The 14,895-nt window shown below is 38.5% G+C and carries 15 protein-coding genes; 9 read left to right on the top strand and 6 right to left on the bottom strand.

What is annotated here, in order from left to right:
• Nucleotides 1-2 precede the first annotated feature (2 nt).
• On the top strand, nt 3-1,376 hold the full coding sequence (locus tag BA1DRAFT_RS16905) for a TolC family outer membrane protein (RefSeq protein WP_036781548.1): 1,374 nt from the start codon (nt 3-5) through the stop codon (nt 1,374-1,376).
• Nucleotides 1,377-1,410: 34 nt separating this feature from the next.
• Here BA1DRAFT_RS16905 and xni read toward each other — a convergent pair whose 3' ends face one another.
• The 3 genes from xni to queF all read right to left on the bottom strand — a co-directional run bounded on the left by xni (nt 1,411) and on the right by queF (nt 4,571).
• Complete coding sequence (xni, locus tag BA1DRAFT_RS16900) at nt 1,411-2,169, bottom strand: flap endonuclease Xni (RefSeq protein ID WP_036781543.1); 759 nt, start codon at nt 2,167-2,169, stop codon at nt 1,411-1,413.
• A 63-nt stretch (nt 2,170-2,232) separates the two neighbouring features.
• Nucleotides 2,233-3,600 (bottom strand): nucleotide 5'-monophosphate nucleosidase PpnN, encoded by a 1,368-nt coding sequence (gene ppnN, locus BA1DRAFT_RS16895; protein ID WP_036781541.1) that lies wholly within the window; start codon nt 3,598-3,600, stop codon nt 2,233-2,235.
• Between the two features lie 122 nt (nt 3,601-3,722).
• Nucleotides 3,723-4,571, bottom strand: a complete 849-nt coding sequence (gene queF, locus BA1DRAFT_RS16890) for an NADPH-dependent 7-cyano-7-deazaguanine reductase QueF (protein WP_036781538.1) — start codon at nt 4,569-4,571, stop codon at nt 3,723-3,725.
• Nucleotides 4,572-4,718: 147 nt separating this feature from the next.
• Here queF and syd point away from each other — a divergent pair, with 147 nt between their 5' ends.
• From syd to BA1DRAFT_RS16860, 7 genes are all read left to right on the top strand, one after another.
• Nucleotides 4,719-5,273, top strand: coding sequence for a SecY-interacting protein (gene syd / locus BA1DRAFT_RS16885; protein ID WP_036781535.1), 555 nt, complete (start codon nt 4,719-4,721; stop codon nt 5,271-5,273).
• Nucleotides 5,274-5,802: 529 nt separating this feature from the next.
• Nucleotides 5,803-6,135: a YqcC family protein gene (locus tag BA1DRAFT_RS16880; RefSeq protein ID WP_036781533.1), complete on the top strand. Its 333-nt coding sequence runs from the start codon at nt 5,803-5,805 to the stop codon at nt 6,133-6,135.
• A 1-nt stretch (nt 6,136) separates the two neighbouring features.
• Complete coding sequence (gene truC, locus BA1DRAFT_RS16875) at nt 6,137-6,883, top strand: tRNA pseudouridine(65) synthase TruC (RefSeq protein WP_036781530.1); 747 nt, start codon at nt 6,137-6,139, stop codon at nt 6,881-6,883.
• A gap of 116 nt (nt 6,884-6,999) precedes the next feature.
• Nucleotides 7,000-7,125 (top strand): hypothetical protein, encoded by a 126-nt coding sequence (locus BA1DRAFT_RS24400; protein ID WP_268747241.1) that lies wholly within the window; start codon nt 7,000-7,002, stop codon nt 7,123-7,125.
• Between the two features lie 551 nt (nt 7,126-7,676).
• Nucleotides 7,677-8,648, top strand: coding sequence for a Fe(II)-2OG oxygenase family protein (locus BA1DRAFT_RS16870; protein ID WP_051560829.1), 972 nt, complete (start codon nt 7,677-7,679; stop codon nt 8,646-8,648).
• A 9-nt stretch (nt 8,649-8,657) separates the two neighbouring features.
• Nucleotides 8,658-9,518, top strand: a complete 861-nt coding sequence (gene murI / locus BA1DRAFT_RS16865; RefSeq protein WP_036781528.1) for a glutamate racemase — start codon at nt 8,658-8,660, stop codon at nt 9,516-9,518.
• A gap of 23 nt (nt 9,519-9,541) precedes the next feature.
• Nucleotides 9,542-10,753: an MFS transporter gene (locus BA1DRAFT_RS16860; RefSeq protein WP_036781526.1), complete on the top strand. Its 1,212-nt coding sequence runs from the start codon at nt 9,542-9,544 to the stop codon at nt 10,751-10,753.
• A gap of 407 nt (nt 10,754-11,160) precedes the next feature.
• On the opposite strand, the gene BA1DRAFT_RS16855 is transcribed toward BA1DRAFT_RS16860, so the two are convergent.
• Nucleotides 11,161-12,327 (bottom strand): hypothetical protein, encoded by a 1,167-nt coding sequence (locus BA1DRAFT_RS16855; protein WP_036781523.1) that lies wholly within the window; start codon nt 12,325-12,327, stop codon nt 11,161-11,163.
• Between the two features lie 501 nt (nt 12,328-12,828).
• Between BA1DRAFT_RS16855 and BA1DRAFT_RS16850 the strand changes: the two genes are divergently transcribed.
• Nucleotides 12,829-13,278, top strand: coding sequence for a flavodoxin (locus tag BA1DRAFT_RS16850; RefSeq protein ID WP_036781521.1), 450 nt, complete (start codon nt 12,829-12,831; stop codon nt 13,276-13,278).
• Between the two features lie 57 nt (nt 13,279-13,335).
• Here the strand turns inward: BA1DRAFT_RS16850 and BA1DRAFT_RS16845 are convergent, their stop codons facing one another.
• Together BA1DRAFT_RS16845 and dapD are read right to left on the bottom strand one after the other, a co-directional pair.
• The gene (locus tag BA1DRAFT_RS16845; RefSeq protein WP_036781518.1) at nt 13,336-13,722 is read right to left on the bottom strand and encodes a DUF3461 family protein; all 387 of its coding nucleotides are present in this window, start codon (nt 13,720-13,722) and stop codon (nt 13,336-13,338) included.
• A 214-nt stretch (nt 13,723-13,936) separates the two neighbouring features.
• Entirely contained in the window at nt 13,937-14,761 is an 825-nt protein-coding gene (gene dapD / locus BA1DRAFT_RS16840) for a 2,3,4,5-tetrahydropyridine-2,6-dicarboxylate N-succinyltransferase (protein WP_036781516.1), read from the bottom strand.
• Nucleotides 14,762-14,895 lie beyond the last annotated feature (134 nt).

Here is a 14,895-nt window from a genome sequence, read left to right as displayed (position 1 = left end):
TTATGAAATTGAATAATGCTTCTTTATCCATTGGTTTGCTGGTTCTTTTTAGCGTCAGTTTGTTCTCTTTTCCTACATGGGCATTGAGTTTGACTGAAGCCTATGCGCTGGCGTTAGAAAATGATCCCACTTTTCTCGCTGCCGTGAAAGAGCGGGAAGGTGGTGAAGAGTATGAAAAGCTCGGCAGGGCAGAACTGTTCCCTAAGGTAATGATGTCTTATCAGAATTCACCACGGAATTGGCAACATATGGAGTCTGTTGGCTATGACTTCTGGGGCAGGAAAACAACTAGCAGCCGGGATCGCCAATATAACAGTTATAACGCGGCTATTGTGTTGACACAGCCATTGATCGATTTTGAGATATGGGCTCGTTATAAAGCCAGCCAGGCTCACACTTTGATGAGCAATGAGCGTTTTCGGGCAGATTTTCAGCAACTAGCTGTTCGGGTCGTGAATGCTTACGTAGATGTGGCTTATGCACAGGATCAAATCGATTTAGTGATAAGCCAGAAAATGGCTTATGAAAAGCAGCTGGAACTGAATAAGAAATTGTTTACTTCTGGTGAAGGGACACGTACTGATGTGGTGGAAACGCAATCCCGTTACAGTCAGGCGATTGCCGATGAGATAGCCGCCAAAGACGATTTGGATGCGGCAATCCGAAGTTTACAGCTCATTGTGGGCGTTCCTCTCCCTATTGATTTGCCTGTTCAACGGCTATCAGATAAAAAGCGTTTTCAGATATTGAGGTTGTTGCCTGAGCGTTATGAGGAGTGGGAAAAATTGGCATTGGCTAACAACCCGGTTTTGGCTGCTTCTCGTCAGGAAGTGCAAGCTGCGTACCATGAAGTGCAGCGTAACCGGGCAGGCTATTTACCTAAGCTGGAGTTCTACGCTTCCCATTCTGAAAACGAATCCAGTAGCGATAATACCATAGATCAAAAATATCGAACCGATACCATTGGCTTGCGGATGAGCATGAATATCTATAATGGTGGCGCGACGTCTGCTTCTGTACGTCAGGCGGCGGCCAACTATGGCAGGACTAAATATGATCTTGATGCACAGGCCGGAGAAATCCTCAATGCATTACGTCGCAATTATAATCAGTACTTAAATAGTGAAAAACGGATTAGTGCTTATGAGATGGCGGTTGAATCAGCTAGCTTGCAGGTAGACGCGACCAGTAAAAGTGTTGCGCTTGGACAGCGGGTTAATGTGGATGTCTTGAATGCTGAACAGCAGTTATATACCGCTCGACGTGATCTCTCACAAGCAAAATATAATTATATTAAATCCTGGATCGGCCTGCTTAATGAGGCCGGAGAATTAAAAGGCGAACATCTGGATAAGATAGCTAAGTATTTTCGTTAGGTTGAAGTATGTTCGTTAGGTTGAAGTATGTTCGTTAGGTTAATGTTGTCAGCCGGAGTTGTTGCAGATTACCATTTAAAGCCAGATCGGTACGTAATGATGCAACTTCCCGGCTGATAAACGCCATTTCTTTATTGGATTCTAGTTTATTGCGCCATTTATCGGGTTGTTGGTCGAGGTTCTGGAACAGATTATCCAGTGTACCGGCCTGTTGCAGTAAAGTGGCGGCGGTTTTCGGCCCGATCCCCTGAATCCCCGGAATTTTACTGCTGCTTATCCCAGCCAGACCCCAATAATCAGGTAGTTGTTCTGGTAAAACGCCAAACTCTTGCTGAACAAATGGCATATCCAACCAGCGTTTTTGAAAGTAGTCACGGATACGGATATTGGGTGAAAGTAGCTGGCAATACCCTTTATCGGTAGAAACAATAGTCACGTTGTGACCAGCAGAAGTCACTTTTACCGCCAGTGTCGCTGCCAGATCGTCAGCTTCATGTCCCTCGGCATGCCAGCAGGCGACCCCTTGTTGCTCAAATGATGCTCTAATTTGTGGCATTTCTTGTTGCAGATTGTCAGGCATGGGAGAACGGCCGGCTTTGTAGTCAGGTAATATCTGATGACGCCAACTGTGACTGCGATTCTCTTCATCGAATACTGCGACGGCATGTGTGGGATGAGTATGTTGGATAAGCTGCCTTAGCGCATGTTCACAGGCAGGAATGCATGGACTGCCCTGCACAGCATGAATGCGTCGGATAAGGTTAAGAGCATCAACAATAAGAAGGTGTATCATATGGAATCACTTTAAATGGCACAATGCTCCATCCGTGGAGCGCGAATATTTTTTCAGGTAACTTTATTTAATAATTTCGTAGCAAGGCTCGTAGGCAGTGCCTCCCGGTAGTTTCATTCGATGCTGTTCCACAAAGTCTTTCAGTAGCTTATCCATATGGCGCATTATTTTAACATCCCCGTGGATTTTGAATGGACCCTGTTTTTCAATCGCTTGAATACCCACCTCTTTCACATTACCGGCAACAATCCCGGAAAAAGCCCGGCGCAGTGACGCTGCCAGTTTTTCAGATGGTTGATCAGAATGGAGATTAAGGTCAGCCATGTTTTCATGGGATGGTTCAAACGGCTGTTGCAAATCATAATTGATCTTCATTGACCAATTAAAACTATATGCATCACCGGTACTGTGGCGGCTATCTCTCACTAATGGCATCGCTTCTTTCATTATTCTGGCAACTTCGGGCGCATTATCAATGATGATGTGATAGTAGCGTCGTATATCTTCGCCCAAGGTATGAACAATAAATTCGTCCAGAACCTGGAAATAGTCCTCACTCTCCTTTGGTCCGGTAAGAATTAATGGCAGGACTTGCTCCTGATTTTCCGGGTTCATCAGAATGCCTAGCAAATAAAGTAATTCTTCCGCTGTACCGACGCCACCAGGGAAAATAACGATACCATGAGCAATACGAACAAAAGCTTCCAGACGCTTTTCTATGTCTGGCATGATAATCAGCTCATTCACCAATGGATTTGGGGGTTCCGCCGCAATGATTGAGGGTTCGGTGATACCAATAAAACGGCTATTTTTATAATTCTGTTGGGCATGGCCGACAGCCGCGCCTTTCATCGGTGCTTCCATTGCGCCGGGGCCACAGCCAGTACAGATATTCAGTCCACGTAACCCAAGCTGATTACCGACTTTACGGCCATATTGATACTCTTGCTTACTAATTGAGTGGCCTCCCCAACAGACGATCATGTTGAGATCGTCATCGGTATGCAGCGCTCTGGCGTGGCGCAGAATAGAGAATATTCTGTTGGTGATGTGCGCGCTATTCTCTGAGTCGGAATAATTCTGTTGTCCTGGATCGGTAATCTGTGTATGGACAAACAAAATATCCCGCAGCACTGCGAACAGGTTAGATTGTAGTGAATGAATAATTTTTCCATCAACGAATGCGTCTTCTGGGGGATCCACCAGTTCCAGTTTTACTCCACGCTCACGGCGCAGTACGTTAATCTCAAAATCGTTGTATTTAGAGAGCAGCTCTTTACTATTATCGGTTTGGCTACCTGAATTGAGTACGGCCAGTGAGCAATTACGGAACAGGCGATACAGATCACTTTTTGCGGTACTCTTTAGCATATCTACTTCAAGTTGAGATAATAAATCCATCGAGCCGAGTGGGTTGATATGTGTGATCAAGAATGACTCCTTGTATACCGTGTATGGATTACATATCAATATCACTAAACTGAATGTATTACATGCCCTATTTCAGCTTATTTTTCAGAAATTGCGCTTAGGAAAACAGATTTAAAGCAGATCTATTGACGTGCCAGTCTGCCTATAGCTGGAATAAAGCTTGCACTATTTGTGCGCCACGGGTTGATATCTAATCCGCCACGACGGGTATAACGAGCGTAGACTGAAAGCTTTTCTGGTGCACATAACTGTTGTAAATCGTTGAAGATACGTTCGACACATTGCTCGTGAAACTCATTGTGATGCCGGAATGATATTAGGTAGCGTAACAATGCTTCCCGATTGATTTTTGCCCCTTTGTAGTGAATCTGGACAGATCCCCAGTCAGGTTGATGGGTGATCAGGCAATTAGATTTCAGCAGATGGCTAACCAAAACTTCTTCTATCGACGGGCCTTGTGCTGCATCTTGCAGATAATGACGATTGAAATCATATTCAGTCACTTCAATATCCTGATCGTCAATACATTCACCTGTAAAAGCGGAGATTGGCTGATTATTGAAATGATCTAAATGATGAAGAGTCACTTCCACCTTGCCTTCAGCACAAGCAGCCAGATCGCGCTGTAGTGTTTCTTCAACGACTTGCCAGTTTTCAAAGCGAGTTTGGTTAAAACTGTTCAGATAGAGCTTAAAACTTTTAGATTCAATCAGATTTTTACTTGTTGCATTTAAACTAACACGCCCGACAGCAACTTGTGGCAAACCACGGCTATTCAGCCATGACAGCTCATATAGCGTCCAGATATCAGCGCCATGAAACGGCAAATTATCAGGGAAAATTTCCAGCGGTTCACGGTTCATATTGCGGGGTACAGCTTGCAATAAGTTGGCATCATATTGGTCACGATATAAAGTGGTTTTACCCAGAGTAAGTTGCTCAAGAGCTTGGTGATCCCGATATAACGACATGTTATTCCTCAAAATCTGATATTAGTGATTGCTTAAGTTTAGCAAGTTAGGGCGTTTGTCTGAATTTTATTTATTCGCTCAGTTCATTATCTTTGGTTTAGTATAAAATTATTAAGTACACCCTAACAGTTACCGGTTGAAAATAATATGATTTTTAATGTTACAGAAGCGTTGTCTAATTTTACCCGTTGTTATGTTGATTTGTGGCAAAAGGAAACCGAAGCCCCTCCTGCCAGCCGTGAACTTTATGGTGTACCATCACCTTGTATTGTCCAGACTGGTGACAACATGGTTTATTGGCTTCCACAGCCTTTTCCTTTGGAGGATAAGCTGAATAGCGTCGAAGTTGCACTGGATATTCAATTACAACCGGCAATTCATGATTTTTATACATCACAATTAGCTGGTGATATGACGGTAACGTTTGAAGGTCAGCGGCTTAGTTTGATTCAGGTTTGGAGTGAAGATGACTTTATCCGTTTACAGGAAAATCTGATAGGACATTTGGTGACGCAGAAGCGGCTGAAACTGTCGCCAACGGCATTTATTGCGACGATGGAGTCAGATGATATGGGGATCATTTCTCTGTGTAATTTGAGCGGTGAAGTGATTTTGGAACAATTTGGTAGTCATAAACGAACGCGGTTATTTACCGACTTAATTGGGTTTCTTGGCGCAGTTGAACCCGTCTTTATTCGCTAGGGTTGGATTTTTAACGTTGTATTTGTGAGATATCTCTTACACTTCATGTAAGAGATATCATTGTTTACTTTTGTGAGCTTCACATTAGTTTATTATTTCCATTTTATTTCAATAGGCTATAAATAGTCACAGATTTTATTCACTATCTTCACTTACTGGTTTCATTATGTGTAGCTTGTTTCATCGAACGAATTAATTCATGCTGTCCTCAGCAGGAAAGGAATCATTGCGCACAATTTCTCAAGGACAGATAAGTGATGATGGTCAGGATGACACCAATGCATAACAGGATCGTATGCAATATAAATAAAATGATGGGTAGGGATAGCCAAACTAAGGACAAGTTTGTCAAGGAGTGAGCAGGGAGCATCTTATTATTAGCGGGACTGCTATAAAATCAACTTAAGGGGAGCGCTTGTTCGCTCCCTTCTCTTATTTGGTGGGGCAAGTAAATTTTCAGCTTAAGGGGTATCGATGGTATTCTTGCGAACTTGGTTGTTTTGAGTAAAAACTGAGTCAGGCTGAAAATATGAGTACCACAAAACAAATTCTGTATAAATTACAGTTAATTGAAGAAGCCATGAGGGAAATTGGCCTGTGGCAGAGCCATCCGCCTAAATCAGAAGCTTTTGAAAGTATTGAGCCATTTTCCATTGATACAATGTTAGCTGAAGAGTGGTTACAGTGGGTATTAATTCCGAGGATGTATGCATTGTTGGAGCAGGGATTAGCGTTGCCTACGGCATTTGCTATCGTGCCTTACTTTGAGGAATCTTATAAAGAAGATACTACCGGACGTTATCAGCAACTGCTTGAACATCTTCGTGCGTTGGATCGCTTATTTATGCAGGATAACGTCTGATATGTTGGAAGTATTATATCAGGATGATCATATTGTGGCAGTTAACAAGCCAGCGGGGTGGTTAGTTCATCGTAGTTGGTTGGCGCGTCACGAAACTCTCTTTGTTATGCAGACATTGCGTGATCAGATTGGCCAGCATGTTTTCCCGGTGCACCGTCTGGATAGACCAACGTCAGGTGTATTGCTGATGGCGCTTTCCAGTGATGTTGCCCGTCAGCTTTCCCCACAGTTTGAACATCATCAGTTACAAAAAACTTATCATGCCGTCGTGCGCGGTTATGTGTTGGAATCAGCTATTATTGATTACGCTCTGGTTGAGGAGCTGGATAAGATCGCAGATAAATTTGCAGATGGCGATAAAGAAGCTCAACCCAGTGTGACTTATTACCGGCCACTGGCAACGGTGGAGTGTCCGGTAGAAATAGGTCGTTATCCTACATCACGTTTTAGTTTGTTGGAATTGACACCGAAAACAGGCCGAAAACATCAATTAAGACGCCATATGGCACATATTCGTCACCCCATTATTGGTGATACAACGCATGGCGATTTACGGCAAAACAGAGGGGTTGCCGCTCATTATCAAACCAACCGGTTGATGCTTCATGCCAGTTGTCTTGAGTTGGATCACCCTGTTACGGGGGAGAAATTATCGTTTACGGCAAAATGGGATGCATCATGGCAGCATTTAATACAACAATTTGGCTGGCAAGGTATCATCCCCGATTTGGAGTATGATAGTAATTAGCGAAAGCCGTCGTTGACTCTCTCCACCCCGCCAGTACTACAAGCAAAGCAAGCTCTCTACGGTAGTAACCTAGTCTTGTTTTGTATCCGTAAATAGGTATGTTGCTGGCGTAGTAGATGGAATGTTTCACCCTGACAAAACCAGAATTACCTATTGCAAAGTGCAAAGACGGGAAACAAAAGGACGGGTATGAACACACCCGTTTCGACTTCCTTGGATATACCTTGTCAGCCGAGGCTTAGTAAAGCTACAAGAGAAACGATCTGCTCAAAGTATTATTGCGTTGAGTTAGGCGTAAATTTAAGAACCAGTCTGATGATACTGCTGAAATTCTGGCTTGTATATGATCTGACTTTGAATATGTTTCGTGCGGAAACAACAAAAAAGCCAGTATTCGCGGCAAACGAAAACAGGCCAACATGAATAGCGCCTATATAGATAAGGTATTGATAGTTGGTTTTAATACGATGAGTAATAAACAAACACTCTGTTTCTACCTTGTTTAGATTAAAAGTTTCCTAGTGTAATATTACGTTAGTATTTAAATAAAAAATGCATGATTTTTTGAAAAAATGGATTTAAATATTATTTTCGTAAATATTTTGTTCGATTTGAAAAAAAGATGTTTTTTCTACAATGATAATTTAAATTTTTGAAATTTATGAATAAAATAAAATTTTTGAAATAATAAAAATGTAAATAAATGTAAAGTAAATTTTGTTTTAAACTAAAAAAATATAAATTCCCTGAACCAAATTGGTTTTTATTAAATTAACTATATTAGAGTAGGAAGATGACATATATTAAGGAAATTAAACCTGATCAAAATGAAAGTAAAGTGATTAAAGGTTTAATAGATCATATTGTTTTTGATGAGAAATTAGATAATCAATATGACTTTCTAGAAAGAGCCCCAATTTTCGCACAAGAGTTGCCTCGTAGTATTAGAGAAGAGTTTTATCATTTTAAGCGGCATGAGAAATATGCTGCTATTCATGTTAAAGATAACCCTGTTTTACTTAATGGTGTTCAACCAACTCCGAGAAAATTAATAGAATTAGAAGATGGATATAAAATTAATGATGCAAAAATATTATTAGGTCTATATGGATCTTTATTGGGAGAAGGTATGGGATTTACCTCCCAACGAAATGGTAGTATATACAATAATATTATCCCTTTCGAAGAATTACAAAATGTCCCTAATTCAAGCAGTGGTTCAAATAAAGATTTTGGGTTTCATGTAGAAGATGCCTTTCACCCAGCAAGAGCTGAATTCTTGGGACTTGTCTGTATGCGAAATGAAGAAAGAGCACCAACAACAATTTCTTGTATTGACGGTATTGAACTTACTGACAAGGAAAAAGAACTTCTTTTTCAGGACAGGTTTTATATTTCTCATAATCCAATTCATTCAACTTCAAATATTGTTGATGAAGAAGGTCAAGCAATATTATTTGGTGCAAAAGAAGAGCCTTATGTAAGAATTAATGCTGCTGCTTTGAACCTAGATAACAATTCGTTAGATGAAATAAAAGCAGTCAATAAGGTAATTGATTTTTTTAATAAAAATAAGGAGTCAATTGTTTTAAATACTTCAGATTGTATATTTGTTGATAACTTTAGATGTGTACACGCCAGGGATGCATATGAACCTTTCTTTGGAGAAAAAGCACGTTGGTTAGCAAGAGTTGTATTTACAACTGATTTAAAGAAATCTCGAGGAATGCGAGGATCTGTTCAAAGTCGAGCTATCATTGCGTAAGAGGTTTTTATGTTAGTTGAAGATACGATTATTTTAGAAAAAAAAAATATAGAATTTTACAATTCTAATGGTGATTCTGTAGAAAAAATAAACACCGATACCCCTAGAATATTGATTTTTGATTCGGGAGTTGGTGGTTTATCAGTATCTAAATATGTAGAGAATTTTTTTTTAGGTACTGACGTCGTTTATATTGCTGATAATAAGTTCTATCCTTATGGAAATAAGGATAGAACTTTACTACTAGAAAGAATAGAAGATTTGTTAGAGCAAGCAGTACAAGTATTTAAGCCAATTGGTTTAATTATTGCCTGTAATACAGCATCAACTTTATTGAGTAACAATTTTATAGAAAAACTAAAATTGCCTTGTATTAAAGTGCTCCCTCCTATTTTAGAAGCCTTTCAGATCTCTTCAAAAAAAAATGTTCTTCTGATTGCTACACCTAATACAATTAACAGTGAATATGTTAATAATATATGTGAAAAGTTAATTTATGATAAGTTCATCTTTAAAAAGTTAGGTTTAACAGAGCTAGTTAACTTTTCAGAGATGAAATCAAGAGGAATACTATTAAAAACCAATGAAATAGAAAGTTTAATACTAAAATCAATGACAAAAGAAGAGATTGATAATGTAGATGTAGTGATTTTAGGGTGCACTCACTTTCCTAATATTAAAGATGAATTAAAGTATATTTTTAAAAATGTTAATGAGTGGGTGGATCCTGCCTATGATGCCGTTAACTCCCTTTATCAAGCGATTAACCAAAGTAACTCTCAAAAGGGAATTCAGAAATTTTTATTCTTAACAGAACAAAGTAAAGCCGATAACTTTACTTTTCCATATTCATATAGTGGTTTTTTATAAAGATCTTCTAGGATAGTTAATTCGTGATAAATCAAAATATTGAAAATTATAAATGGACAGTGTTATTTATAGCTACGATAACTCAGGCATGTGCGTGTTTTTTTGTTCAAGGGATAGGTTCTATCGCTCCACTATTGCAACAACAGATGTCGTTATCTGCATTCCAAATTGGGTTACTAGTATCGTCTGCTCAACTTGCACCATTAGTTGGTTTACTAGTAGCTGGAGAATTACTTGATAGGTTTAATGAAAAGTACGTGGTAAGTATAGGTGTTTTCTTAGTTGGAATGACTCTATGTTTTACCCTATTTTTTGATAACTATTATGCGATTCTCATACTCTTATTTATTCTTGGGATTGGGTATAGTTCTGCGCAACCAGGTGGGGCCAAGTCTGTTTCTAATTGGTTTCCAAAAAGCCAGTTAGGTTTTGCTATGGGGATTAGACAAGCAGGATTACCTCTAGGAGGGGCTTTAGCAAGTTTAATCCTACCATTTTTGGCAATACGTTTTAATTGGCATTTCGCTTTCTTTGCTAGTGGATGCATTGCTATTTTTGGGGCTACACTTTTTTTTATATTTTATAAAGATAAAGATCCTGGAGCAAAGAAAATAGGGCGCATTAATATTATATCGACTATCAGAAATAAAATGTTAATGGTTAAAGAGCCTGCGATGTTTAATATTATGTTGTCTGGGGCTTGTTTGACAGCCATTCAATATAGTGTGGTTATTTATCTAATTTCTTATTTTTATGAAGAACTAAAAATTTCTCCATCTATAGGTGCAACTTTATTATTCTCAGCTCTTGTTTCTGGGGTTTTAGGAAGAATAGCCTTAGCTGCTTGGAGTGATAGAACAAAAACAAATAGATATTTTCAAGTATTATGTTGCTTATTTTTCTCTTTAATTGGAATCACTATTTTATTTTCTATTAAAACTGATAGTTATTATTTTTTATTCCCATTAATGATCTTACTTGGTTTCTTTGGAGTAGGTTGGTATGGCCCTTGGGTAGCTTATATAGCAGACACAGCCCCAAAGGATAGGATGGGATTTGCTTTAGGTTTAGCTATGACTGCTAATCAAGTATCTGTGATTGTTATTGCGCCATTAATAGGGATATTAAGAGATATTACAGGTAGTTATAACTTAAGTTGGATATTACTGATGCTTTTTACTTTCTTTGCTTTACTAACTACTTATTTTAGAAATAAAAAGGTATTAGCAAGCTAGTATAGGGTATTGTTATTGTATCTTTACTGTTTGTCATTAATGGTTGTATAAAAAGCACTTTAGGGTGCTTTTTATCCTTTATGATCACCAAACTGACCATTTGTAATAGAATATCTTTCAATTGTATGATATCTATACCATCTTCATCATTTGATATAAAATAAATATTTTCTATAAGCATATAAATATTTAAATTTTTTAGATGATATAATTGAAGGCACTGATTGATTGTAGTCTAAAATGATGCAAAAGCTTCGTTGAAGATTATGAATGTTTCTTCTATTTAAAAGAGGAAATACGGCTGTATTATTGGTCAGTGCGGCTGATTTGTATTCTGGTGAAATACCCATTATTATTATGTCTCTTCATTGATCCATAAGTGTTTTAATATAATAATTACGCTGGTTTTATTGTTTTTTAGAGTTAATAGTAAAGAGAAAAATTATCGATATAACTATTGAAGAAACTAATAATATTGTAAATCCAGCAATGATTTCTTCAACGCCAACACCTGAGTAAATAGTATAAAAAAGAATGACCATAGTAATAAATACATAAATACCTGATTGCATACCCAAAGTATAAAGAGAGTTTTTTGAATATAATCCCAAATAAGAGAAAAAAACAGGTTGCATAATAGTATTAGCTAAAAATACCATAATTGTGAATAGTAAATAGAGTATGCCAGAATTTATCATAATGCCAAATAAACAGAATCCGAGGGAAAATAATTGCATGATATTACCTATCATGATTCTTTTGGTTAAAAGTACAGATTTAATGATTTTCATGATGCCAATTGAACAGGGAAACCATATAATCAGTAATATGATATACATTTTAATCATGTCAATATGTTCAAAATATTTTGTTCGCATTGCTGGTATAATCATTAAGGATAGAAAAAAGCAAACATTGATGATAACTAAACTGGAAAAGGCAAATAAAATAACTAATTTATTGGTTGTTTTAACAGAGTCTTTAATATCGTGTTTTTGTTTTTTATTATTGTTATTTTTAAAGTCAGTGAAATAAATAATTGAAGCAATAGAGTAAATAAAAGCAGCAAAAAAGTCTGCTGATGTATGGGAATTTAAACCTAAAAGAGAGAAAATAACGGGAGTTAAAAATGGCAGGCTTAATAACGCCAGGCTTAAAATAGAAAAATCACTATTCGTTTTCTTTTCATTGCCTGCGGTTATAAGAATGTTTCTTCCCATTATAACAATAAATCCACTTATTACTCCCCATAATATTCTATGTGGAGCATCCAGCCAAACTGGAATAAGTGTTGTTTCTTTTGCAAAGAGAATGCAGTTTATGGTTGCTAGTAATAAGAAGAAGCAAAAAATATTTTTTTCAAAAAAAGTAATATTCATTTTTCGAATAAAAAAGGATACAGTCATACATCCCAGAGATAACCCCAATAAATAGGAAAAAACAGGAATATAAGCGTTTAAAATCATGCCTCCATCTTTAAGCACGGTATCTACCCAAATCATCAGGCCAGATGAGCCGGTAATATTTGCGGCACTTAATAGTATACTTAGCACAACAGCTCTATTGTTAAACATAGTGATGGTTTTCCTGTATTTAGCGCTTATTTGTGCCGTTCTATTAATCTGATAATACTATTGTTGATCTTGAAATAAAGTATATGGTCATTTTTCATATTAATATCAATGTCATAAACTAAAGTTGTTTAAAAAAATGATTTTAACACTGAATTATTATTGGCTAAATAGCTTGATTTAGGATGACTTCACTTCTGTGACTTGATCTTGGTTGTCACAGAAAACAATGTTTTTGATGATTACCTGTTACCGTTTTATGTAGAATAACCACAGTTATTGATCGCTACGTTTGTTCGTAATTGGCTTAACAGATATATGATTAGTCATTAGTGCTGATGGGATACTGTTTACATGACAGAGTGAACTTAATAGTGGCAATATTTGATTTGATACGACGGCTTAGCTGGTAAAGGTAATTATCCCTGATTTGGGAAGGGTTGAGTTTTCTGCTGTTGCCAGCGAGGATAACTAAATAATTCCTTTAAAAAGAGATAATAAATTATGGCAAAGATAGGTATTTTTGTTGGTACTGTTTATGGTAACGCGCTTGCTGTTGCAGAAGAAGCACAGCAGATCCTTGAACAACAAGGTCATGATGTAGAAGTCTTTGAAGAAGGAGAGCTGGAACAGTGGCAATCCTATCTTGATCAAATGGTTTTAGTTATCACTTCAACTACCGGACAAGGAGATTTGCCCGATAATATCCGGCCTCTTTACTATGCCTTGCGAGATGAACTGGGGTATCAACCAGAATTACGCTATGGTGTGATCGCCTTGGGTGATAGCAGTTACGAGAATTTTTGTGGTGGTGGCCGCACTTTTGATGAGTTGCTACAAGAACAAGGGGCGATAAGAATCGGTGAAGTTTTGATGGTGGATGCGGTGGAAGAAGCTGAACCGGAAGTTTTTGCTCAGCCTTGGATCAAGCAATGGGGAGAGTTAATTGAATAATCTCAATACACCGCTTATACCAAATAAGATATAGGCGGTGTAACTAATCGAACCGTTTTATTTACGGGTTAGTTTTTCCAGATCGGCTTCAATCTCGGCAATCTTGTTGGCAACAACGTGTTCAAGATGACGCAAATCATCGAGAATTTTGTGTTTCAAATCGACTTCTGCTTGGTCACGTTTGCAAATTTGATCTAACTCTTCAATCACATAACGCAGGTTAGTGTTAATTTCGTTGATCTCTTTGTATCCTTGCTCTGTATTGTTTGCAGTTACCGTCTTGCGTTGACGTGGATATTTGAATTTCACGCTTTTAGCAAAGAATTCACCTTTATCCTTGCGGAAATAGATTTTCAGAATATCGTTGTTAGCTTCCTGACGCAGACTATAGCGGTCAATTTCTTCGGGATATGTGATCCCCAGACTCTTTAAGTTATCGTACATAGCACCACCTTAAGGGTATTTTTCCCAGTAGGTTATTTTATGTGTCATTTTGAATTCGGATTGTCGCCAAGTGCCTTACGTACTCTGTGTACGTTTCGGGTTGTGCGCGTTGTCCGCATTCAAACTCCCTATATTAATAACACTGACTGAGGTCGGTAATGATGATAAAAAGCAAAAAAATAGCGGACTTATTTATTATCCGCTATTTTAAAGTTTAATCTATCGATCTGAGTAGTTCATTAATGCCCACTTTTCCTCGTGTTTTGGCATCCACTTTTTTGACAATGACAGCACAATACAGGCTGTAACTACCATCTTTTGATGGGAGGTTGCCAGAGACAACAACGGAACCGGCAGGGACGCGGCCATAATGGATTTCGCCTGTTTCACGATCATAGATTTTGGTGCTTTGACCGATATAGACACCCATTGAAATCACTGAACCCTCTTCGACAATGACACCTTCTACAATTTCAGAACGGGCGCCAATAAAGCAGTTGTCTTCAATGATGGTTGGGTTCGCTTGCAATGGTTCCAATACACCGCCGATGCCGACACCACCGGATAAATGGACGTTTTTACCAATTTGGGCACAGGAGCCGACAGTCGCCCAGGTATCTACCATTGTCCCTTCATCAACATAAGCGCCGATGTTGACATAGGAAGGCATCAGTACGCAGTTACGGGCAATGAAGGCCCCTTGACGTGCTGCCGCAGGAGGAACTACGCGAAAGCCCTCTTTTTCAAATCTTGCCTGATCATAGCCAGAGAATTTCATCGGAACTTTATCGAAATAACGGCTTTCTGTGCCATCGATGATCCGATTTTCATTAATACGGAAAGAGAGCAGTACCGCCATTTTTAGCCATTGATGAGTGACCCACTGACCGTCAATTTTCTCTGCAACGCGAAGTTTTCCACAATCCAGCAGGTTGATGACTTGAGTCACTGCATCCCGTATTTCATGGTTGATTGTTGCTGGAGTAAGCGTTGCACGGTTTTCAAATGCACTTTCGATAATGGATTGTAATTGCTGCATTGCATCGGTTCCTTGGTTATCGTCCGAATCATGGGCTTATACCCGTCATCTTTCAAGTTGCCTCTTTGTTGGCTACACTCACTCACCCCGGTCACATAGTTCTCTATGCTCCCGGGGATTCGCTCCCTTGCCGC

Source organism: Photorhabdus aegyptia (genome assembly GCF_000612035.1).
Taxonomy (GTDB): Bacteria; Pseudomonadota; Gammaproteobacteria; order Enterobacterales; family Enterobacteriaceae; genus Photorhabdus; species Photorhabdus akhurstii.
This window is presented reverse-complemented; position numbering and strand designations above follow the sequence as displayed.